This is a genomic window from Kitasatospora sp. NPDC001225, assembly GCF_053597855.1.
On record NZ_JBSFJC010000134.1, the window covers coordinates 1 to 21,368 of the forward strand.

Sequence of the window (21,368 nt, forward strand, 5' to 3'; positions counted from 1 at the left end):
GCGCCCGGGCGGTTCGGCTCCAACTACGCGCCGCCGCTGATCTTCGGCGCCCTGCTGGTCCTGGTGCTCGCCGTCGTCGTCGCGGAGATCTCCGCGGGCGGCATCGACGCCAAGGCCCTCGCCATGCTCGGCGTCCTGTCCGCCGTCAACGCCGGACTCCGCCCGCTCGGCGCCGGGACCGCCGGAGTGGAGACGGTCTTCTTCATCCTGGTGCTGGCCGGCCGGGTCTTCGGCCCCGGCTTCGGCTTCACCCTCGGCTGCACCTCGTTGTTCGCCTCCGCGCTGCTCACCGGCGGCGTCGGCCCCTGGATGCCGTACCAGATGTTCGGCTGCGCCTTCGTCGGCATGCTCGCCGGACTGCTGCCGGGGGCCGGGCGGCGCTGGGAGGTGCCGCTGCTGGCCGGGTACGGGGCGTTCTCCGGCTACCTCTTCGGCTTCCTGCTGAACCTCTCCTTCTGGCCGTTCTCCACCGACCCGAACAGCTCGATCGCCTACCTGCCGGGCCTGCCCTTCACCGAGCAGTGGCACCGCTACCTGCTGTTCGACCTGGCCACCTCGCTCGGCTGGGACACCGGCCGCGCCGTCAGCACCTTCACCGCCGTGCTCGTCGTCGGGCCGGCCGTCCTCACCGTCTTCCGCCGCGCGGCCCGCCGCGCCAACTTCGAGCCCACGGTGCGCTTCGAGGCCCCGCCCGGCCCGGACGCCCCATCCGGCCAGGACGCCACGCCCGGCCCGGACACCACGGTGGGGCCGCCGACCGCCGCGCGGCCCACCGGCCCGGCGCACCCCTGAACCGAAAGGCCGACCATCGTGCCCAAGCCCGCGAAGCACCGGACGATGACGCTGGACGGGGTCGACGTCGTCGTCCTGACCCCGGAACAGCACGCCGCACTGGAATCCGCCCGCCGCCAGCTGGGCGGAGCGCAGGCGCAGGTCGCCAGGATGAGGTCCGACCTCCAGCGGGGACGGCGGCTGCTGGTCGAAGCCGAACGGATACTGGCGGGCATCCCCGCCGACCAGCTCGCGCGACTGGACGGCCGACTGGGTCCGGGACGCGGCCTGACCGGACTGCTCGCGGACATCCGCGCCGCCCTGCCCGGCACGCCGGACACCCCGACGCGGACCTGACCACCGGCCCCGCGAGCCGTGGTGGCGTTCCACCATGCGGACGGGTTCCGAGATTCCCGCGCCGGGCCCGGCGCTTTGCCCCTAAGCTGACGGTGCAGCTGGTTCGCCCTGTCCGCCAGGCAGGGCGTCGCAAGAGGGAACCCGGTGACGCCTTTCGACTGGCCAGTCCGGGACTGCCCCGCAGCGGTGAGTGGGAACGACCGCCGTCATACGCACTGGACCCGGGACGGGTCTGGGAAGCGACGGCCAGTAGGTGTCCGCCCTTCACGGGACGGACGCGCCCGCGAGTCCGAAGACCTGCCACTGCCCGCCCGCGGACGACCCGCGCGCGGCTATCCGGTGACCTCGTGGGCGGGTCGGCGACCATACCAGGCGGACCAGGCCCGTACGTTCCCGTGACGGCCGCCGCCGGGTACGTCATCCCTTCGCGCCTTCGTGCCGTCTCCGGGTACCTGAGGAGAACAGACTCGCGAAGGAGAGTCCCTTGACCACGAAGTCCGCAGCCGCGGCGAGCGTCGCCACCGCGTACGGCTACCCCCGCCAGGGCCGGGGCCGGGAGCTCAAGAAGGCCATCGAGGGCTACTGGAAGGGCTCGGTCACCGCCGAGGTGCTGCTGGCCACCGCCGCCGACCTGCGCCGGGGGAACTGGCAGCAGCTCGCCGACTCCGGCGTCGAAGAGGTCCCGACCGGTGACTTCTCGTTCTACGACCACGTACTGGACACCACGGTCGCCGTCGGCGCGATCCCGCCCCGGCACCGGGCCGCCGTCGAAGCCGACCCGCTGGACGGGTACTTCGCCATGGCGCGCGGCAACCAGGACGTCGCCCCGCTGGAGATGACCAAGTGGTTCGACACCAACTACCACTACCTGGTGCCGGAGCTGGGGCCGGACACGGTGTTCACGGCGAACCCGGCCAAGGCGGTGGGCGAACTGCGCGAGGCGCTGCTGCTCGGCCACGCGGCCCGGCCGGTGCTGGTCGGGCCGGTCACCTACCTGCTGCTCGCCAAGCCGGCGCCCGGGGTGGCCGCCGACTTCCAGCCGATCACCCTGCTGGACCGGCTGCTGCCCGTCTACGCGGAGCTGCTGGCCGGGTTGCGCGCCGCCGGCGCCGACTGGGTGCAGCTGGACGAGCCCGCGCTGGTCCAGGACCGCACCCCGGCCGAGCTCAACGCCGCCGCCCGCGCCTACCGCGAGCTGGGCGCCCTCACCGACCGGCCCAAGCTGCTGGTCGCCAGCTACTTCGACCGGCTCGGCGACGCCCTGCCGGTCCTGGCGAAGGCCCCGATCGAGGGCCTGGCACTGGACTTCACCGGTCCGGCCGCCGCCAACCTGGAGGACCTCGCCGCCGCCGGCGGCCTGCCCGGCAAGCGACTGGTGGCGGGGGTGATCGACGGGCGCAACATCTGGATCAACGACCTGGAGAAGTCCCTCACGACCCTGGCGACCCTGCTGGGCCTCGCCGACACCGTCGACGTCGCGCCGTCCTGCTCCCTGCTGCACGTGCCGATCGACGCCACCCTCGAACGCGACATCGACCCGCAGATCGCCCGCTGGCTGGCCTTCGCCAAGCAGAAGGCCACCGAGGCGGCGCTGCTCGCTCGCGGCCTGCGCGAGGGCACCGGCGCGATCGCCGCCGACCTCGCGGCCAACCGGGCCGACCTGGCCTCCCGCGCGGGCTCGCCGATCACCCGCGACCCGGCGGTGCGCGCCCGGATCGCCGCCGTCACCGACGCGGACGCCCGTCGCGCCCAGGCCTACCCGCAGCGGGCCGAGGCCCAGCGCGCCCGGCTCGGCCTGCCGCTGCTGCCGACCACCACCATCGGCTCCTTCCCGCAGACCACCGAACTGCGCGTCGCCCGGGCCGACCTGACGGCCGGTCGGATCGACGGCGCCGCGTACCAGGAGCGGATGGAGGCCGAGGTCCGCGAGGTCATCGCGTACCAGGAGAAGGCCGGACTGGACGTCCTGGTGCACGGCGAGCCCGAGCGCAACGACATGGTCCAGTACTTCGCCGAGCAGCTCACCGGCTACCTGGCCACCCGGCACGGCTGGGTGCAGTCCTACGGCACCCGGTACGTGCGCCCGCCGGTCCTCGCCGGGGACATCTCCCGGCCGCACCCGATGACCGTCGACTGGTTCCGCTACGCGCAGGGCCTGACCGACCGCCCCGTGAAGGGCATGCTGACCGGCCCGGTCACCATGCTCGCCTGGTCCTTCGTCCGCGACGACCAGCCGCTCGCCGACACCGCCCGCCAGGTCGCCCTCGCCCTGCGCGACGAGGTCGTCGACCTGGAGGCCGGGGGCGCCGCCGTCGTCCAGGTCGACGAGCCGGCCCTGCGCGAGACCCTCCCGCTGCGGGCCGCCGCCCGCCCGGCGTACCTGGACTGGGCCACCGAGGCCTTCCGCCTGGCCACCTCCGGCGTCCGCGCCGACACCCAGATCCACACCCACATGTGCTACGCCGAGTTCGGCGCCATCATGACGGCGATCGACGACCTCGACGCCGACGTCATCTCCCTGGAGGCGACCCGCTCCCACATGGAGGTGGCGGGCGAGCTGGCCGAGGCGGGCTACCCGCGCGAGGTCGGCCCCGGCGTCTGGGACATCCACTCCCCGCGCGTCCCCAGCACCGAGGAGGCCGTCTCCCTGCTGCGCGCGGGCCTGGCCGCGATCCCGGCCGAACGGCTCTGGGTCAACCCTGACTGCGGACTGAAGACCCGCGGCTGGCCGGAGACCCGGGCCTCGCTGGAGAGCCTGGTCGGCGCCGCCCGCCTGCTGCGCGAGGAACTCGCCGGCTGACGCGGCCGGGCGGGGACTCTTCCGCCGGTTCGGGACGCCCGCCACGGCATGCGGGCCGCGTCGCGGCGCGGCCCGCATGCCCGTTCAGCCGGACCGGGGCAGGCCGAGGTTCTGATAGATCTCGGTGGTGACCGTGGAGAAGTTCATGGTCATGAAATGCAGCCCGGGCACGCCTTCGGAAAGCAGCCGCCGGCACATGGCGGTGGCGTGCTCGATCCCGATGGAGCGTACGGCTGCGGGATCGTTTTGCTGTTCCAGCATGCGGTCGGAGAGGGCCGTGGGAATGGCAGCGGTGCTCAGGGTCGGAATTCGGCGCAGTGACCGGATACTGGTCACCGGCATGATCTCCGGAATCACCGGAATATCGCATCCGGACTTCTGGAGGCGATCCCGGAAAAGGAGGTAGCTGTCCACCTCGAAGAACATCTGGGTGATCGCGTAGTCGGCTCCGGAACGGCACTTCGTGACGAAGTGCCGGATTTCGGAGTCCCAGTCCGGTGACCGCGGGTGCATTTCCGGGAAAGCCGCCACCCCGACGCAGAAGTCGCCCGAGTCCTTGATGAGGTGAACCAGGTCGGCGGCGTACTCGACCCCGCCCGGATGCCGGACCCAGGCGCCCAGCGGGTCGCCCGGAGGGTCGCCGCGCAGGGCCAGGATGTTCCGTACTCCCTGGTCGGCGTAGTGCCCGAGGATGTTCCTGAGCTCGCCGACGCTGTGGCCGACGGCGGTCAGATGGGCGGCCGGGGTGAGGGTCGTCTCCTGGGCGATGCGGCCGGTGACGTTCACCGTCCGCTCCCGGGTCGAGCCGCCCGCACCGTAGGTCACCGAGACGAAGGTGGGGGAGAGCGCCTCCAGTCGGCGGATCGCGTTCCACAGGCCGGCTTCCGCCTCGGCGTTCCGCGGTGGCATGAACTCGAACGAATAGGAGTGCTTTCCGGTGGCCAGGAGATCGCGGACGGTTGCCGCCCGGTCGGTGCGCGTGGAGGGTTTCCCGAGTGTCATGACAGGACGGTATACGCCCGGTCGGAATGGCGTGGTGGAAAGTCCACAGTGTGATACGCGGGTTTTCGCCAATGACGGTCGATGGCCTTCGGGGATGGTCGCGGAGCGGCCTCCGGAGGCTGCACAATAGGGGCATGGAAAGACATTCGTACGCCCTTCCCGGACTTCCCGACTGGGGTCGCTGCGCGGTCATGGGAATCCTCAACGTCACCCCGGACTCGTTCTCGGACGGGGGATGCTGGCTGGACCCGGGCCGGGCGGTGGAGCACGGACTGGCGCTGGCCGCGCGGGGGGCCGACATGGTGGACGTGGGCGGCGAGTCGACCCGCCCCGGCGCCCGTCGGGTGCCGGTCGAGGAGGAGCTCGCGCGGGTGCTGCCGGTGGTGCGCGGACTCGCCCGGCAAGGCGTCCTGGTGAGCATCGACACGATGCGCGCCCGGGTCGCCGAGGCCGCGGTGGACGCCGGGGCCCGGATCGTCAACGACGTCAGCGGCGGCCGGGCGGACGAGGCCATGGCGAAGACGGCCGCGCGGGCCGGCGTGCCGTTCGTCGTCATGCACTGGCGGGGGCAGTCCCAGGGGATGGACGACCTGGCCGGCTACGGGGACGTCGTCGCCGAGGTGGTCGCCGAAGTGGGGCGCCAACTGGACGCCGTGGTGTCGGCCGGCGTCGACCCGGAGCAGGTCGTCCTCGACCCCGGCCTCGGCTTCGCCAAGGGCCGGGGCGACGACTGGGCGCTGCTCGCCGCCCTGGACGCCTGGGCCGTGCTGGACCGCCCGCTCCTGGTCGGGCCCTCCCGCAAGCGCTTCCTCGGCGAACTGCTCGCCGACCCGGCCACCGGCGCGCCCCGCCCGGCCCGGGAGCGGGACGACGCGACCTCGGCCGCCGCCGTCCTGGCCGCCGCGCAGGGCGCCTGGGCCGTACGGGTCCACGAGGTGCGGGCGGCCGCCGACGCCGTGCGGGTCGAGGCGGCCGTACGGGCCCACCGGATGACCGCCGGCCAGGTGCCGGTGTAGGCCTTCGCAACCATCCGGGGAAGAGAAGACCGGGGAAGAACAGAGAAGAGGGGTGCGTCGCACCATGGCACGTCCCGTCGGGCGCAAGATCTTCGCCCACGCCAAGCTGCGCCGGCTGCGCCGCGAGCACGGCATGAACCAGGTCGAGCTGGCCCACGAGCTCGGCATCTCGACCAGCTACCTCAACCAGATCGAGCACAGCCAGCGCCCGCTCACCGCCGCCGTGCTGCTGCGGATCGCCGAGGTGTTCGGCGTGGACCCGGAGTTCTTCTCCGAGGCCGACGAGGAGCGCCTCGCCACCGACCTGCGCGCCGCCCTCGCCGACGAGGCGTGCGGCGCCCCCGTCCCGGCCGAGGACGTCGTGGAGGTGAGCCGGGACCACCCCGACGTGGCCCGGGCGCTCGTCGCGCTGTACCGCCGCTACCGGGAGGCGGCCGCCAGGGTCGCCGATCTCGGCGACACCGCCGGGACCGCCGCGCTCAGCCCGGCCGAACCCCACGACGAGGTACGGGACTTCTTCTACACGCACCACAACCACATCCCGGCCCTGGAGGAGGAGGCCGAGCGCACCGCGACCGCGCTCGGGGCGACCACAGCGGGTGGCCTCGCCGCCGCGCTGGCGGCCGCACTCGGCGAACGGCACGGCGTGCGGGTGGTCGACGCGGACCACCGGCAGCAGGCGGAGATGCGCCGGTTCGATCCGGCGAGCGGCACCCTCCGCCTCTCCGCGTGGCTGACCGACGGCCAGCGGGCCTTCCAACTGGCCACCCAGCTCGCGCTGCTGGAGCACCGGCCGCTGCTCGACGCGCTGGTCTCGGCGGCAGGGCCCGACCTCACCTCGCCCCAGGCGGCGGACCTCGCCCGGATCGGCCTCGCCACCTACTTCGCCGGTGCGCTGCTGATGCCCTACTCGGCCTTCCACGCCGCCGCCGAGGAACTGCGCTACGACATCGACCTGCTCGGCGCCCGCTTCGGGGTCGGCTTCGAGACGGTCTGCCACCGGCTGAGCACCCTGCAGCGCACCGGCCGTCGGGGCGTGCCGTTCTCCTTCCTGCGCGCCGACCGGGCGGGCAACATCTCCAAGCGGCAGTCCGCGACCGACTTCCACTTCTCCCGCCTCGGTGGCACCTGCCCGCTCTGGACGGTCTACGAGGCCTTCTCGGCGCCGGGGCGGATCCTCACCCAGATCGCCGAAATGCCGGACGGCAAGCGGTACTTCTGGATCGCCCGCACCGTCACCCACGGCGGCTTCGGCCACCGCGCGCCGCGCAGCGAGTTCGCCGTCGCGCTCGGCTGCGAGCTGCGCCACGCCCACCGCCTGGTCTACGCCGAGGGCATCGCCCTGGACGGCCGGGAGACGGCCACGCCGATCGGCCTGGGCTGCCGGATCTGCGAGCGCACCGACTGCGCCCAGCGGGCCCGGCCCCCCGTCGGCGGCCGACTGCTGGTGGACCCGGACCGGCGCACCAGGGTGCCGTACCCGGTCGTGGCCGAGGGTCGTGACGGCGATCGGGAGGGGCGCCGCTGACCGGTGCCGCCGAGACGTCGCACCGGCGGCGGGCGGCGGGCGGCACCCGGGTGCCGTCGGCCGGGCGACGGTGACGGACCCGGCACCGTGCCGCCGACCGTGTGGCCCTGGGCCCTTCCGGGTGGTGATGTGGGTCCCTCGGGGTGAACGCCGGGAGGGGGCGTCAGGCCCCGGGGGACACCCAGAAAATGTCAGATCATCAGATTGTCTCGCGAAGGCTGATCCTGGCCGCGGCCGGGTTGTCGGTCCTCGGCGCCGCAGGGTGCGGGGGAGCACGGCGGGCCGGGGAACCCGGTACCGCGCCGAGAGGGAACGCCGGGCCGCCGCCCGCGGCCGCGCCCCCGGCGGCCGCACCGGCGGCCGCGCCTGAAACCGCCCCGGAAACCGCCCCGGAAACCGCGCCGGAAGCCGCCCCGGAAGCCCCCAGGGTGCTGACCGAGGCGGAGAGCCGGCCGCTGTTCGAACTCGCGGAGGAGGGGAAGGTGGTGGCCCTCACCATCGACGACGGTCCCCATCCGCGCCACACCCCCGACGTCCTGGCGCTGCTGGAGAAGCACGGGATCCGGGCGACGTTCTTCCTGATCGGCGAGAACGCGGCCGCCCGTCCCGACCTGGTCCGGGAGATCGCGGCGCGGGGGCACCGCATCGGCAACCACACCTGGAGCCATCCGGACCTCCGTCACCTTCCCGACGACGCCCAGGTGCGGGAGGAGCTGACGCGCACCTCCGACCTCCTCGCCGGGATCACCGGCAAGTCGCCCGCCTGGTTCCGGGCCCCGGGCGGGGACTGGGCCCCGAGGACGCTCAGGACGAGCAGCGAGCTCGGGATGCGGCCGATGGGCTGGACGGTCGACCCGGAGGACTGGGCCGAGCCGGGGACGGACGTGATCCTCGGTCGGCTCACGAAGGAGATGCGCCCGGGAGCGATCGTGCTCACCCATGACGGCGGAGGCGACCGTTCGCAGACGGTGGCCGCCCTCACACGCTTCCTCCCCTCCCTGATCGACTCCGGCTACCGCTTCACCACCCCGCGGGCCTGACCGGACGGCGGTGCCGGTCTCCTACGCGGAGGCCGGCACCGGCCGCTGTTCCGGGCCGTCGTAGGAGGCGAGCGGGCGGATCAGGGCGTTGTGGGCGAGCTGTTCGGTGATGTGGGCGGTCCAGCCGGTGACCCGGCTCAGCACGAAGAGCGGGGTGAAGACCGGGGTGTCGAAGCCCATCAGGTGGTAGGCGAGGCCCGCGGGGTAGTCGAGGTTGGGGTGGATGCCCTTGCGGTCCAGTACCGCCTCGCGCAGCGCCGCGTGCAGGGCGGCCAGCCGGGTCGTCCCGGGGTCGGCCGCCAGGGCCACCAGCTCGTCGAGGGCGGCCTGCATGATCGGGACGCGGGAGTCGCCGTGCTGGTAGACCCGGTGGCCGAAGCCCATGACCTTCCGCCGGGAGGCGAGGGCGTCGTCGAGCCAGTCGGCGGCGCGGGCCGGGTCGCCGATCTCCTCCAGCATGTGCATCACGGCCTCGTTGGCGCCGCCGTGCAGCGGGCCCTTGAGCGCGCCGATTGCGGCGGTGACGGCGCTGTAGAGGTCGGAGAGGGTGGAGGTGACGACGCGGGCGGTGAAGGTGGAGGCGTTGAAGCTGTGCTCGGCGTACAGCACCAGCGAGACCTCGAAGCAGCGGACCACCTCGGGGGCGGGCACGGCGCCGAAGCACATGTGGAAGAAGTTCTCCGCGTACCCGAGGTCCGGGTCCGGGGCGATCGGGGCGAGGCCCCGGCGACGGCGCTGGTCGGCGGCGACGACGGTGGGCAGTCTCGCCAGCAGGGTCAGGGACTTGGCGAGGCCGGACGCCGGGCGGCCGTCGTCCTCGGTCGGGTCCTCGGCGCCGAAGAAGCTGACGGCGGTGCGCAGCACGTCCATCGGGTGGCAGGTCTCGGGCAGTTTCGCGAGCAGCTCGGCGGTGGTGCGGTCGAGCGGGCGCAGGGCGCGTTCGAGGGCCCGGAACTCGCGCAGCTGGGCGCCGTCGGGCAGTTCGCCGTGCCAGAGCAGGTACGCGACCTCCTCGAAGGAGCGGTGGGCGGCGAGGTCCTGGACGGGGTAGCCGCGGTAGGTGAGGGAGTTGGTCTCCGGGATGACGGTGGAGATCCCGGTGGTGTCGACGACGACACCGGCGAGGCCGCGGTGGACCTCGGGTGCGGTGGTGGGCATGGCTGGTCTCCGGTGCGGGTCAGGTGCCGGGCGGGAGGGTGAAGTCGAAGACGGCAGAGTCGAAGGCCGCGTAGTCGGCGTAGCCGAGGAGTTCGTACAGCCGGGAGCGGGTCTGCATGCGCGGCAGCAGCGGCTCCTGGGTGCCCTCGGTGGCGATGGTGCGCAGCCCGTCCTCGATCGCGCCCATGGCGAGCCGCAGCAGGGTGACCGGGTAGAGGGCGATGTTGTAGCCGAGGCTCTCCAGGGTGCGGGTGTCCAGCAGCGGGGTCTTGCCGAACTCGGTGAGGTTCGCGAGCAGCGGCACGTCCACGGCCTTGCGGAACGCCTCGTACTCGGCCTCGTCGGCGAGGGCCTCGGGGAAGATCGCGTCGGCTCCGGCGTCGACGTAGGCCTTGGCCCGGTCGATCGCGGCGCCGAGTCCTTCGACGGAGCGGGCGTCGGTGCGGGCCATCAGCAGGAAGTCGGGGTCGCGGCGGGCGTCGACGGCGGCGCGCAGCCGGCGGACCATCTCCTCGCGGGGCGCGATGGTCTTGCCGTCGAGGTGGCCGCAGCGCTTGGGGTTGACCTGGTCCTCCAGGTGCAGCCCGGCCAGGCCCGCGTCCTCCAGGAGCTGGACGGTACGGGCGGCGTTCATCGGCTCGCCGAAGCCGGTGTCGGCGTCGATCAGCACCGGGAGGTCGGTGACCCGGGTGGTCTGCTGGGCGCGGGCGGCGACCTCGGTGGAGGTGGTCAGGCCGATGTCCGGCAGGCCGAGGTCAGCGGCGAGGACGGCGCCGGAGAGGTAGACGGCGTCGAAGCCGGTGTCCTGGATGAGCCGGGCGGAGATCGGGTTGATCGCGCCGGGGACGCGCAGCAGCCGTCCGGAGGCGAGCTGTTCGCGCAGCGCCCGGCGGCGTTCGGCGGCGGTGGTGCGGGTGTGCAGCATCAGAACAGGCCCTTCGGCAGGGTGCGGTCGAACTCGCGGACGGCCTCGAAGTCGACGGCCGGGAACAGTTCGTCGAGGCCGGCGGCCGTCAGCTCGGCGAGACCGGCCGCGGCGGTGAGGAAGCGGTCCTGGTCGGTGGGGGTGACGACGCCCTCGGTGAGGGTGCGGAACTTCCGCTGGTACGCGGGGCGGTCGAAGGGGCGGGCGCCGGCCGGGTGGGCGTCGGCGATGGCCAGCTCGTCCTCGATGACGGAGCCGTCGTCCAGGGTGATCACGACCCGGCCGCCGAAGGCCCGGTGCTGCGGGTCGGGGTCGTGGTAGCGGCGGGTCCACTCCGGGTCCTCGACCGTGCTGATCTTCCGCCACAGGGCGACGGTCGACGGCCGGGCGGCCCGCTCGGGGGCGTAGGAGCGCTCGTGGTGCCAGCCGCCGTCCTCCAGGGCGACGGCGAGGATGTACGGGATCGAGTGGTCGAGGGTCTCCCGGCTGGCCGTCGGGTCGTACTTCTGCGGGTCGTTGGCGCCGGAGCCGATCACGTGGTGGGTGTGGTGGCTGGTGTGCAGCACCACCGAGCGCACCCGCTCCAGCGGCCCGGTCTTCTCGCGCAGCCGCCGGGCCAGGTCGATGACCGCCTGGGCCTGGTACTCGGCGGAGTGCTCCTTGGTGTAGGTGTCCAGGATCGCCCGGCGCGGTTCGCCGGGCTCGGGCAGCAGCACGGTGTAGTCGGCGTCCGGGCCGTCGAGCATCCAGGCGAGGAAGCCGTCCTCGCCCTCGTAGACCGGGGAGGGCGAGGTCTCGCCGCGCATCGCCCGGTCCACCGCCTCGATCGCGGCCTTGCCGGCGAAGGCCGGGGCGAAGGCCTTCCAGCTGGAGATCTCGCCCTTGCGGGACTGCCGGGTCGCCGTCGTGGTGTGCACGGCCTGCTGCACCGCCTGGTACACCGTCTCCGTCGGCAGCCGTAGCAGCGCGCCGAGCCCGCAGGCGGTGGCCGCGCTCAGGTGCGCGACGTGGTCGATCCGGTGGGCGTGCAGGCAGATGCCCTTGACCAGGGCGACGTGGACCTCGTAGGCGGCGACGATGCCGCGCAGCAGGTCGGCGCCGGTGCGCCCGGCGTGCTGGGCGACGGCCAGCAGCGGCGGGATGTTGTCCCCGGGGTGGGAGTAGTCGGCGGCGAGGTAGGTGTCGTGGAAGTCCAGCTCGCGCACGGCGGTGCCGTTGGCCCAGGCCGCCCACTCGGGGGAGACCCGGGCCAGGCTGCCGAACACCCGGGCGCCGGGCGCCCCGTGGTGCGCGAGCGCCTGGGACCGGGCCACCGCCACCGGCCGGCGCAGCAGCGACGCGACCGCGACCGAGGCGTTGTCGACGACCCGGTTGACGGCCATGCCCACGGCGGCCGGGGCCGGTTCCTCGGTGGCAGTGGCGACGGCGGCCAGTTTCCAGGCCAACTGCTCCTCTCGCGGCAGCCGGTCGGCGCTGGGGTGGACGCGGACGTGGTGCTCGATCACGGGACTCCTCGGGAGCGTCGGGACCGCCCTGACGGGCTCGTACGCTCCAGGCTGCCGCGCCGGCGGGCGGGGATCCAGCAGGCCAATCCGCGGAATCCGGACAGCTCCGGGCTGCGAATCCGCGAATCCTGCGAATCCTGCGGATCTGTGGAGCCTGCTGAACCGCGAATCCTGTGGACCGGTCTCGCGGGGCTAGGATCCACAGGGCCTCCTCCGCCGGTGATCACCGCACCTCGCCGCCGGACCGGGCCGGCCCGACCGCCCCCTGCCTCTGAGGTGATCACAGCGAACAGCCTGGTGTCCGAGCTGCGGCGACCCGCCGTCCTCCGGTCCGCGCGGTCGGAGGACGGCTCGTGTCGTCACCTGCTGGTGTGGAAGGCCGGCCCGGGCTGGCGGATGGTCAGCAGCGCCGTGCTGGGCGGCGGGATCGGCGAGCGCGGCTGGGTGGTGAACGCCCAGGTCCGGCCCGGCTACAGCCGGATGGACCCGGAGCGGCACCTGGCGGAGCTGGCCGAGGCCGAGGGCCTGCGCGGGCCGGGCGTCGGGCTGATGACCGCCGCGGAGGTCGACGACTGCACCTGGGGTGAGGACGGCGGCGCCGTCGCCCTGGTGACGACCGGCATCGGCGTCCCGACCTGGGCCGCGGCAGCCGCGGCACCACCCGGACCGTACGTCCCGGGGACGATCAACATCCTCGCGGTCGTGCCCGCGCCGATGGCCGACGCGGGGCTGGTGAACCTGCTGGCGACGGCCGCCGAGGCGAAGGTGCAGGCCCTCCTGGACGCCGGCTACTCGTGCTCGGGCACCCCGTCCGACGCCGTGTGCGTGGCCGTCCGCACCCCGGTCGACGGCGAGGCGGCCGACCCCTTCGGCGGCCCGCGGTCGGTCTGGGGCTCCCGGCTGGCCCGCGCCGTCCACCGGGCCGTCCTCGACGGGGCGGAACGCGACCGGGCCCGGCGGCGGGAGGGGCCGGGCGTACCGCACCAGGGGCCCCGGCCGGACTGCCACCGGGCGGACGTTCTTTCAGCCGGAGCGGCTGGAGCGGCTGGAGTACCCGGAGCGGCTGGAGCGCCCGGACGCGTCACCGCCTGAAACCACGCCGCCCCGCCGGTGCCCGGCCCTCCGCGACGGGAGCCGGGCACCGGCGGGGCGCGCTCGTCACGCCGAGGCGTGCGCGTGGAACCCCCGTCCGCTCTTGCGGCCGAGCAGTCCGGCCTCGACCATGCGGGAGAGCAGCGGCGGGGGCGCGTACAGCGGCTCCTTGTACTCCTCGTACATCGACCGGGCGATCGCCTCGACGGTGTCCAGGCCGATCAGGTCGGCGAGTTGGAGCGGCCCCATGGGGTGGGCGCAGCCGTGGACCATCCCGGCGTCGATGTCCTCGGGGCTGGCGTGGCCGGCCTCGGCCATCCGGATCGCGGCGAGCAGGTACGGCACCAGCAGGGCGTTGACCACGAAGCCGGCCCGGTCGCGGGAGTGGACGACGTGCTTGCCGAGGGCGCCTCGGGCGAAGGCCGCCACCCGGTCGAGGACGGTCGGGGCGGTGTGCAGCGAGGCCACCAGCTCGACCAGCGGCATCACCGGGGCCGGGTTGAAGAAGTGCAGGCCCAGGACGTGGGAGGCACGGCCGGTGGTGATGCCGAGGCGGGTGACCGGGATGGCCGAGGTGTTGGTGGCCAGGACGGCGTCCTCGGCGACGAGCACCTTGTCCAGGGTGCTGAGCATCTCGGTCTTGACCCGTTCGTCCTCGACGACGGCCTCGACCACCAACTGGCGGTCGGCGAGCGCCTCCAGGTCGTCGGCGAACAGCAGGTGGGCCCAGGCGTCGGTGCGCTGCTCCTCGCTGATCCGGCCGCGGTCGGCGGCGCGGTGCAGCGAGCGGTCGATCCGGGCCCGGGCGGTGCGCAGGGCGTCCCGGCCGGCCTCGCAGACGACGGTGTCGAGCCCGGCGCGGGCGAAGACCTCGGCGATGCCGGCGCCCATCTGTCCGGCGCCGACGACCGCGACGCGGCGGATGTCGTTCATGGTGCACTGCCTCCGTGGTGGGGCGGCTCAGGCCGCGGTGCGGATCCGCACGAGGTGGCGGGCGTAGGCCTCGGTGGTGAGGAAGGCGGGCAGGTCGGCGCCGAGGGCGGTGTCCTCCAGGATCCGCACGGCGTCGTCCACCAGCGTCGGGTCGGCGCCCTCGGCGAGCAGCGTGGCGCGCTCCCGGTCGATCAGGCGCCGCACCATGTCCGGGGTGACGAGCGAGCCGCCGGTCAGCCGGGTGCAGTGGTGCTGCCACTGCCAGATCTGGCAGCGGGCGATCTCGGCGGTGGCGACGTCCTCCATCAGCCCGAAGACGGCGACGGCTCCGGAACCGCCGAGCCAGGCGGTGAGGTAGCGCAGGGCGACGGCGATGTTGGAGCGCAGCCCCTGGTCGGTCGGCAGGCCGGCGGACAGCCTGTGCACGCCGAGCAGGTCGGCGGCGGTGACCTCGACGTCCTCGCGGGTGCGGTCGAGCTGGTTCGGCCGGTCGCCGAGGACGTCGTCGAAGGCGGTGCGGCAGGTGGCGACCAGGCCGGGGTGGGCGACCCAGGAGCCGTCGAAGCCGTCGCCGGCCTCCCGCTCCTTGTCGGCGCGCACCTTGGTGAGGGCCACCGCGTTGGCCTCCGGGGCGCGCTGGGGGATGGCGGCGGCCATGCCGCCGATGGCGTGGGCGCCGCGCCGGTGGCAGGTGTGCACCAGCAGGTCGGTGTAGGCGCGCAGGAAGGGCTGGGTCATGGTGAGGGTGGCGCGGTCCGGCAGGACGTAGCGCGGGCCGTGCTGGGCGAAGTTCTTGATCAGGCTGAACAGGTAGTCCCAGCGCCCGGCGTTGAGCCCGGCGGCGTGCTCGCGCAGCTCGTAGAGGATCTCGTCCATCTCGAAGGCCGCGGTGATGGTCTCGATCAGCACGGTGGCCCGGATCGTGCCGTGCGGGATGCCCAACTCGGCCTGGGCGAAGGCGAAGACCTCGTTCCAGAGCCGGGCTTCGCGGTGGTCCTCCAGCTTGGGCAGGTAGAAGTACGGGCCGCTGCCGCGCTCGATCTGCCGCTTGCCGCAGTGGAAGAGGTAGAGGCCGAAGTCGACCAGGGCGCCGACGGCGGGGCGGCCGTCGACCAGCAGGTGCTGCTCGTCGAGGTGCCAGCCGCGCGGGCGGACGACGATGGTGGCGGGGGAGTCGCCGATCCGGTAGCGCTTGCCCTCCGGGGTGGTGTCGTCGATCCGGCGTTCGACCGCGTCGAGCAGGTTGAGCTGCCCGGAGACCAGGTTGTGCCAGGTGGGGGCGGTGGCGTCCTCGAAGTCGGCGAGCCACACCCTGGCACCGGAGTTGAGCGCGTTGACGGTCATCCGGCGCTCGGGCGGGCCGGTGATCTCCACCCGGCGGTCGGCCAGGCCCGGCCCGGCGCCGGCCACGCGCCAGGTGCTGTCCTCGCGGACGGCGCGGGTCCCGGGGAGGAAGTCGAGGCTGCCGCCGTCCGCCAACTCGGCGTGGCGCCGGTCGCGTTCGGCGAGCAGCGCGGTGCGACGGGCGGCGAACCGGTCGTGCAGACGGGCGAGGAAGGCGAGCGCCTCGGGGGTGAGGATCTCGTCGAAGCGGTCCTCGTGTTCTCCGAGGACCTCGATGCGGCTGGGCTGGCTCATCCGGTGCTCCAGGGGCGGGTGGGAGGCGCCCGGGGCCTCGTCCCTCAACGAGGCCCCGGGCGGCGGGGTGGGCGGCGTCCGCTCCCCAAAGCGGCCGCTAGGGTGGCTCGGTGGTGCTGTCCTTCCGGCTCGGCGGCCCGCTTCGGGCCCGGCGGCCTCCTTCGGACTCAGTGGAACTGCTCGGCCTCGGTGGAGCCGGTCAGGGCGAGCGTCTCGGCGTTCGGGTTGAGCGCGGTGGAGACCAGGTCGAAGTACCCGGTGCCGACCTCGCGCTGGTGCTTCACGGCGGTGTAGCCGTCCGGCACGGCCGCGAACTCGGCCTCCTGGAGGTCGACATAGGCCGTCATCCCGTGCTCGGCGTAGCCGCGGGCGAGCTGGAACATCGAGTGGTTGAGCGCGTGGAAGCCGGCCAGCGTGATGAACTGGAAGCGGTAGCCCATCGCCCCCAACTCCCGCTGGAACTTGGCGATCTGGTCGTCGTCCAGCGCGGCCTTCCAGTTGAAGGAGGGCGAGCAGTTGTAGGCGAGCATCGTGTCCGGGTGCTCGGCCTTGACCGCCTCGGCGAACTCCCGGGCCTGCTCCAGGTCCGGGGTGCCGGTCTCCACCCAGAGCAGGTCCGCGTACGGGGCGAAGGCCAGGCCGCGCGAGATCACCGGGGCCATGCCGGGCTCGACCCGGTAGAAGCCCTCGGCCGTCCGCTCGCCGGTGCAGAACCGGGCGTCGCGCTCGTCCACGTCGCTGGTCAGCAGGTTGGCGGCGAGCGCGTCGGTGCGGGCGACGATCAGGGTCGGCACGTCGGCGATGTCGGCGGCCAGGCGGGCGGCGTTCAGGGTGCGGATGTGCTGGGCGGTGGGGACGAGCACCTTGCCGCCGAGGTGGCCGCACTTCTTCTCGGAGGCCAGCTGGTCCTCGTAGTGGATGCCCGCCGCGCCGGCCGCGATCATGCCCTTGGTGAGCTCGAAGGCGTTCAGCGGGCCGCCGAAGCCGGCCTCCGCGTCGGCGACGATCGGCACCAGCCAGTCCGGGCCGCCGTTGCCCTCCGCCGCGTCGATCCCGTCCGCCCGCAGCAGCGCGTTGTTGATCCGACGCACCACCTGGGGAACGGAGTTGGCGGGGTAGAGGCTCTGGTCCGGGTACGTCTGCCCGGCCTGGTTGGCGTCGGCCGCGACCTGCCAGCCGGACAGGTAGATCGCCTGCAGCCCGGCCTTCACCATCTGCACGGCCTGGCCGCCCGTCAGCGCGCCGAGCGCGTGGACGTAGTCCTGCTCGTGCAGCTGCCGCCACAGCCGCTCGGCGCCGCGCCGGGCCAGGGTGTGCTCCTCGCGCACCGTCCCGGACAGCCGGACCACATCCGCCGCCGTGTACGTGCGCTCGATGCCCGCCCACCGCGGGTCGGAGGCCCACCGGGCGGCGAGCTCCGCCGCCTGCTGCTCCTGCTGCTGCCGGACCGACTGAGTCATGGGTCTGCTCCCCAGGGGTGCTCGTTGCGAAGGATGTGACGCACCTCACCGCGAGGGCGAGTGGGCGGCCGGACGGTGCCGGGCTGCGGTGGCGCACCGCGGGACGTGGAGGCCCGGACAGCCCACCGGACCGCGAGCGACCTGGTGTTCTGCGGCTGTCCTGCGCACCTCCCGGCCGCAGCACCGACTCTGGCACCCCCGCCGAGCCGCCGTCACCGGTGGACCGCGGCCAACTTCTGCGAACGCTTCCCGGTGAATCCGCGAAGGTTGCGAAGGCCTGACCGGCTGCCCTGCGGCTAGGCTGCCCGCGCCGGATCGACCGATGCGCACAGCGGGGAGAACGACACCATGGGAAAGGCCTTCGCCGGTGCACGGCTGCGCCGCCTGCGCGAGGAGCGCGGCCTCAGCCAGGCCGCCCTCGCCCGGCTGCTCGACCTCTCGCCCAGCTACGTCAACCAGTTGGAGCACGACGCCCGGCCCCTCACCGTGCCCGTCCTGCTGCGCCTCACCGAGGCCTTCGGCGTTGAGGCCGGCTACTTCGCCCCGCCCGACAGCGCCCGGCTCACCGCCGAACTGCGCGACGCGCTCGGCGAGGAGGTCACGGCCGGCCGGGTCACCGGCGGTGACCTCGACGAGCTCGCCGCCCGACTGCCCGCCGTGGCACGGCTGTTGAGCGACCTGGCCCGCGGCCGCCGGGACGCCGCCGAGCAGCTCGCCCTCCTCGCCGGAGACCGCGGCCTCGGGGTCGACACGCACACCCCGCACGAGCAGGTCCGCGAGTTCTTCTACCGCCGCCGGAACTACCTCCACGAACTCGACACGGCCGCCGAGGAGTTGGCGACGTCCATCGGCCTGCGGCGCGGCGAGGTCAGGACGGTGCTGGCCGAACGGCTCGCCACCGGGCACCGGGTCCGGATCGCCACCGGAGGCGGACAACTCCACCGGTACGACGAGCCTACCCGGACCCTCCGGCTGTCCGACCGGCTGCGCCCCGGCCAGCAGGCCTTCCGGATGGCCACGCAACTGGCCTACCTGGAACACGACTCCCTGCTGTCCGAACTCGCCTCCCAGGACAGCCCGGAGGGCTCCACCGCCTTCGCGCTCACCCGCATCGGCCTGGCCAACTACTTCGCCGCCGCCCTCGTCCTGCCCTACGCCGCCTTCCACGCCCAGGCGGAGGCGGCCCGCTACGACATCGAGCACCTCGCCGACCACTTCGGCGTCGGCTACGAGACGGTCTGCCACCGGCTCAGCACCCTCCAGCGCCCCGGCCTGCGCGGCGTGCCGTTCTCCTTCGTACGCGTCGACCGGGCCGGGAACGTCTCGAAGCGCCAGTCCGCCACGCCCTTCCACTTCTCCCGCACCGGCGGCACCTGCCCGCTGTGGAACGTCTACGACGCCTTCGCCGCCCCCGGGCGCGTCCACGTCCAGGTCGCCGCCATGCCGGACGGCCGCCGCTACCTCTGGACCGCCCGCGCCGTCACCCGCTCGCCCGGCGGCTGGGGCCGCCCCGGCAAGACCTTCGCCATCGGCCTCGGCTGCGAGATCCGGCATGCCGGCCGACTGGTCTACTCCGCCGGCCTGGACCTCGGCGACGAGGCGGCCGCCACCCCGATCGGCCTCGGCTGCAAGGTCTGCGAACGCCCGGCCTGCCCGCAGCGCTCCGCCCCGGCCATCGGCCGGCCGCTGGCCGTCGACGAGCACACCAGCACCTTCGTCCCGTACGCCGCGCTGCCCGGCCCCCGGGACCGAGGGCGCCCGGACGGCTGGGGCGGCACGCTCAGTCCGTGATGCCGGAGACCGCCAGCGGCAGGTGGCGGGGCCCGCGCAGGATCGGGCTGCGGCGGTACACGGGCGGGTCCTGGAGCAGGCGGGGGTCGTCGAGGCGGCGGACGAGCGCGGTGAGGGCGATCTGCCCCTCGACCCTGGCGAGCGGCGCGCCGAAGCAGCTGTGCACGCCGCTGCCGAAGCCGAGGTGCTGGTTGTCCTGCCGGGTCGGGTCGAAGCGGTCCGGGTCGCGGAACCGCCGCGGGTCCCGGTTGCCGGCGGCGAGGACCAGGACCAGCGGCGCGCCCTTGGGGATGGTGACGCCGTCGACCTCGACGTCGGTCAGCGCGGTGCGCTGCGGCAGCAGTTGGACCGGGGGCTCGTAGCGCAGCACCTCCTCCACCATGCCCGGCATCAACTCGGGCCGTTCGCGCACCAGTCGGAGGGCCTCGGGGTGGCGCAGCAGGGTGAGCACGCTGTTGGTGACCAGGTTGACGGTCGTCTCGTGCCCGGCGATGAGCAGCAGGACGGCGGTGGCCATCAGCTCAGGCGTGGTGAAGCCGCCCCCCGGGCCGGGGTCGTTGACGAAGGCGGAGAGCATGTCGTCGGAGGGCCTGCCGCGCCGGCTCTCGGCGAGTTCGCCGAGGTAGAGCCCCATCTCCGTCCGGGCCTGGAGGGCCACCCGCTGCCGCTCGGCCGGGTCGGTGCCGGGGGTGGGGTCGAAGCCCTCGATCAGGGTCTCGGACCAGGCGTGGAACCGGGGTTCGTCCTCGCGCGGCACCCCGAGCAGCCGGCAGATCACGGTGACGGGGAGCGGGTAGGCGAAGTCCTCGACGAGGTCGATCCGGTCGCGGCCGCGCAGCCCGTCGATCAACTCCCCGGCGATCGCGGTGATCTCGTCGTGCATGGCGTCGACCCGGCCGGGCGCGTGGGGCGGGCCGAAGGGCCGCATGGCCAGGTTGCGCAGCCGCTCGTGCTCGGGGTCGTCCCGGCCGATGAAGGCGACCGGGACGACCGGCACCTCGTCCGGGTCGGTGCGGTTGCGGCGGTCGGAGCTGATCCGCGGGTCGTGGAGCAGCGCGGCGACCTCGTCGTAGGTGCCGACCAGGTAGCCGCCGTCGTCCTGGCGGGCCACGCCGTGCTCGCGCAGTTCGGCATAGAGGGGGTAGGGGTCGGCGCGGTTGGCGTAGTCGGTGATCCGGCGGTACAGGGTGCCGGCGGAACCGGTGCCGGTGCTGGTGCCGGGGGTGTCGGTGGTGGCCATGGCGGGCTCCTCGGGGGTGGCGGCGGCGGTCCGCGGCGCCGGGACGGTGCTCAGCCGTCCCAGCGCCGAAAGGTCAGCCGCCGGTCGGGCAGGTGACCGGTGAGCGCGACGGTGGGACCGTGCGAGAGCACCTTCGGATCGGGCACGTCGGACGGGACGGGGGTGCGGGAGGGCGGTGGCTCCACGCCGACCCAGTCGGGCGGGAACGGGGCGGCGGTCTCGATCAGCCCCTGGTAGTGCTCCAGCCACTTGGCCCGGTTCACGCTCACGGCGGCCGTGATCCGGCCCCGGTACCCGTAGACCGCGACGAACCGCCGCTCCTCCGGCGAGCCCTGGGCGACCACCACGTGGTCGGAGAAGGTCGGCACGCCGACGGACTTGATGTTGAGGCCGAACTGGCTGGACCAGAAGGCGGGCACGCTCAGGTGCGGCAGCCGGCGCGGCCCCGGGTTGACCATGTTGTGGGCCGCCACCGCGGCCTGGGCGACCGCGTTGCCCCAGTGTTCGAGGGAGAGCAGCTGGTACTCGAAGAGCGGGTGCGGGAAGCGGGCGACATCACCTGCGACGAAGACGTCGTCGGTGACGATCCCGTACATGTCGAAGGCGCGGCAGCCGGCGTCGCAGGCGATGCCACGCCGACCGGCGGCGAGCCCGGAGTCGGCCAGCCACTCGGTGTTGCGGACGGCCCCCAGGGCGACCACGGCGACGTCCGCCTCGATCCGGCTGCCGTCGGAGAGTTCGGCGCCGGTGAGCCGACCGTCCCGGCCGTGGAGCGCGGTGACGGTCACCCCGCAGCGCAGGTCGACCCCGTGGGCGCGCTGGACCCTGGCCGCGAAGGCGCCGAAGGCCCCGCCGAGGGCGCCGACCAGCGGGGCGGGGCCGCGCTCCGCGACCGTCACCGCCACGCCGCGCTCCCGGCAGGCGGAGGCGATCTCGGAGCCGGTGAACCCGGCACCGATCACCAGCACCCGCCGCGGACCGGCCGCCAGCCGCTCGGCCAGCCCGGCCGCGTCGTCGGCGGTGCGCAGGGTGAACACCCCGTCGAGGGCGGCCTGCGCGGGGTCCGGCCAGGGCCTGGCCCGGGTGCCCGTCGCGATCAGCAGCCGGTCGTA

At 73.9% G+C, this 21,368-nt stretch carries 17 protein-coding genes and 1 riboswitch; of the genes, 8 read left to right on the plus strand and 9 right to left on the minus strand.

Annotated features, from left to right (window positions below):
* The 3 genes from ACWDCZ_RS32085 to metE form a co-directional block, all read left to right on the plus strand.
* A partial coding sequence (locus ACWDCZ_RS32085; protein WP_449817672.1) for an ECF transporter S component occupies positions 1-792 on the plus strand: 792 nt, incomplete at its 5' end.
* Between the two features lie 18 nt (positions 793-810).
* Entirely contained in the window at positions 811-1,128 is a 318-nt protein-coding gene (locus tag ACWDCZ_RS32090; RefSeq protein WP_449817673.1) for a hypothetical protein, read from the plus strand.
* Positions 1,129-1,227: 99 nt separating this feature from the next.
* Positions 1,228-1,431, plus strand: a riboswitch (cobalamin riboswitch).
* 181 nt (positions 1,432-1,612) lie between these two features.
* Positions 1,613-3,928 (plus strand): 5-methyltetrahydropteroyltriglutamate--homocysteine S-methyltransferase, encoded by a 2,316-nt coding sequence (gene metE / locus ACWDCZ_RS32095; RefSeq protein ID WP_449817674.1) that lies wholly within the window; start codon positions 1,613-1,615, stop codon positions 3,926-3,928.
* Between the two features lie 84 nt (positions 3,929-4,012).
* On the opposite strand, the gene metF is transcribed toward metE, so the two are convergent.
* Positions 4,013-4,930, minus strand: coding sequence for a methylenetetrahydrofolate reductase [NAD(P)H] (gene metF, locus ACWDCZ_RS32100; protein WP_449817675.1), 918 nt, complete (start codon positions 4,928-4,930; stop codon positions 4,013-4,015).
* 134 nt (positions 4,931-5,064) lie between these two features.
* Here metF and folP point away from each other — a divergent pair, with 134 nt between their 5' ends.
* From folP to ACWDCZ_RS32115, 3 genes are all read left to right on the plus strand, one after another.
* On the plus strand, positions 5,065-5,946 hold the full coding sequence (folP, locus tag ACWDCZ_RS32105; protein ID WP_449817676.1) for a dihydropteroate synthase: 882 nt from the start codon (positions 5,065-5,067) through the stop codon (positions 5,944-5,946).
* Positions 5,947-6,010: 64 nt separating this feature from the next.
* Positions 6,011-7,474, plus strand: a complete 1,464-nt coding sequence (locus tag ACWDCZ_RS32110) for a short-chain fatty acyl-CoA regulator family protein (protein WP_449817677.1) — start codon at positions 6,011-6,013, stop codon at positions 7,472-7,474.
* Between the two features lie 428 nt (positions 7,475-7,902).
* Positions 7,903-8,514 carry a polysaccharide deacetylase family protein gene (locus ACWDCZ_RS32115; protein WP_449817678.1) on the plus strand — a complete coding sequence of 204 codons (612 nt, stop codon included), beginning with the start codon at positions 7,903-7,905 and terminating at the stop codon, positions 8,512-8,514.
* Positions 8,515-8,535: 21 nt separating this feature from the next.
* Here ACWDCZ_RS32115 and ACWDCZ_RS32120 read toward each other — a convergent pair whose 3' ends face one another.
* From ACWDCZ_RS32120 to ACWDCZ_RS32130, 3 genes are read right to left on the minus strand one after another with little or no spacing between them, the layout of a single operon-like run.
* A complete protein-coding gene (locus ACWDCZ_RS32120; RefSeq protein ID WP_449817679.1) occupies positions 8,536-9,672 on the minus strand; it encodes a bifunctional 2-methylcitrate synthase/citrate synthase in 1,137 nt (378 codons plus the stop codon).
* A gap of 19 nt (positions 9,673-9,691) precedes the next feature.
* Positions 9,692-10,597, minus strand: coding sequence for a methylisocitrate lyase (prpB, locus tag ACWDCZ_RS32125; RefSeq protein WP_449817680.1), 906 nt, complete (start codon positions 10,595-10,597; stop codon positions 9,692-9,694).
* Positions 10,597-12,102 (minus strand): MmgE/PrpD family protein, encoded by a 1,506-nt coding sequence (locus tag ACWDCZ_RS32130; RefSeq protein ID WP_449817681.1) that lies wholly within the window; start codon positions 12,100-12,102, stop codon positions 10,597-10,599. The genes prpB and ACWDCZ_RS32130 overlap by 1 nt, the downstream gene beginning before the upstream one ends.
* A 279-nt stretch (positions 12,103-12,381) precedes the next feature.
* Between ACWDCZ_RS32130 and ACWDCZ_RS32135 the strand changes: the two genes are divergently transcribed.
* Complete coding sequence (locus ACWDCZ_RS32135; RefSeq protein WP_449817687.1) at positions 12,382-13,194, plus strand: adenosylcobinamide amidohydrolase; 813 nt, start codon at positions 12,382-12,384, stop codon at positions 13,192-13,194.
* Positions 13,195-13,260: 66 nt separating this feature from the next.
* Here the strand turns inward: ACWDCZ_RS32135 and ACWDCZ_RS32140 are convergent, their stop codons facing one another.
* From ACWDCZ_RS32140 to aceA, 3 genes are all read right to left on the minus strand, one after another.
* Positions 13,261-14,127, minus strand: a complete 867-nt coding sequence (locus ACWDCZ_RS32140; protein ID WP_449817682.1) for a 3-hydroxybutyryl-CoA dehydrogenase — start codon at positions 14,125-14,127, stop codon at positions 13,261-13,263.
* A 27-nt stretch (positions 14,128-14,154) separates the two neighbouring features.
* Entirely contained in the window at positions 14,155-15,765 is a 1,611-nt protein-coding gene (aceB, locus tag ACWDCZ_RS32145) for a malate synthase A (protein WP_449817683.1), read from the minus strand.
* 167 nt (positions 15,766-15,932) lie between these two features.
* Positions 15,933-17,225, minus strand: coding sequence for an isocitrate lyase (gene aceA, locus ACWDCZ_RS32150; RefSeq protein ID WP_074003451.1), 1,293 nt, complete (start codon positions 17,223-17,225; stop codon positions 15,933-15,935).
* A 348-nt stretch (positions 17,226-17,573) separates the two neighbouring features.
* Between aceA and ACWDCZ_RS32155 the strand changes: the two genes are divergently transcribed.
* On the plus strand, positions 17,574-19,016 hold the full coding sequence (locus ACWDCZ_RS32155) for a short-chain fatty acyl-CoA regulator family protein (RefSeq protein ID WP_449817684.1): 1,443 nt from the start codon (positions 17,574-17,576) through the stop codon (positions 19,014-19,016).
* Here the strand turns inward: ACWDCZ_RS32155 and ACWDCZ_RS32160 are convergent.
* Positions 19,006-20,256, minus strand: coding sequence for a cytochrome P450 (locus tag ACWDCZ_RS32160; protein WP_449817685.1), 1,251 nt, complete (start codon positions 20,254-20,256; stop codon positions 19,006-19,008). The genes ACWDCZ_RS32155 and ACWDCZ_RS32160 overlap by 11 nt on opposite strands.
* A 50-nt stretch (positions 20,257-20,306) precedes the next feature.
* Positions 20,307-21,368, minus strand: a 1,062-nt coding sequence (locus tag ACWDCZ_RS32165) for an NAD(P)/FAD-dependent oxidoreductase (protein ID WP_449817686.1), incomplete at its 5' end; no start/stop codon positions are given.

What these genes read in the sequence shown, in the direction of transcription:
- folP (WP_449817676.1), top strand. Translation starts at nt 5,065, where the DNA reads ATGGAAAGACATTCGTACGCCCTTCCCGGACTTCCCGACTGGGGTCGC.
- ACWDCZ_RS32160 (WP_449817685.1), bottom strand. Translation starts at nt 20,256, where the DNA reads ATGGCCACCACCGACACCCCCGGCACCAGCACCGGCACCGGTTCCGCC.
- ACWDCZ_RS32110 (WP_449817677.1), top strand. Translation starts at nt 6,011, where the DNA reads ATGGCACGTCCCGTCGGGCGCAAGATCTTCGCCCACGCCAAGCTGCGC.
- ACWDCZ_RS32155 (WP_449817684.1), top strand. Translation starts at nt 17,574, where the DNA reads ATGGGAAAGGCCTTCGCCGGTGCACGGCTGCGCCGCCTGCGCGAGGAG.
- aceB (WP_449817683.1), bottom strand. Translation starts at nt 15,765, where the DNA reads ATGAGCCAGCCCAGCCGCATCGAGGTCCTCGGAGAACACGAGGACCGC.
- ACWDCZ_RS32120 (WP_449817679.1), bottom strand. Translation starts at nt 9,672, where the DNA reads ATGCCCACCACCGCACCCGAGGTCCACCGCGGCCTCGCCGGTGTCGTC.
- ACWDCZ_RS32140 (WP_449817682.1), bottom strand. Translation starts at nt 14,127, where the DNA reads ATGAACGACATCCGCCGCGTCGCGGTCGTCGGCGCCGGACAGATGGGC.
- metF (WP_449817675.1), bottom strand. Translation starts at nt 4,930, where the DNA reads ATGACACTCGGGAAACCCTCCACGCGCACCGACCGGGCGGCAACCGTC.
- aceA (WP_074003451.1), bottom strand. Translation starts at nt 17,225, where the DNA reads ATGACTCAGTCGGTCCGGCAGCAGCAGGAGCAGCAGGCGGCGGAGCTC.
- prpB (WP_449817680.1), bottom strand. Translation starts at nt 10,597, where the DNA reads ATGCTGCACACCCGCACCACCGCCGCCGAACGCCGCCGGGCGCTGCGC.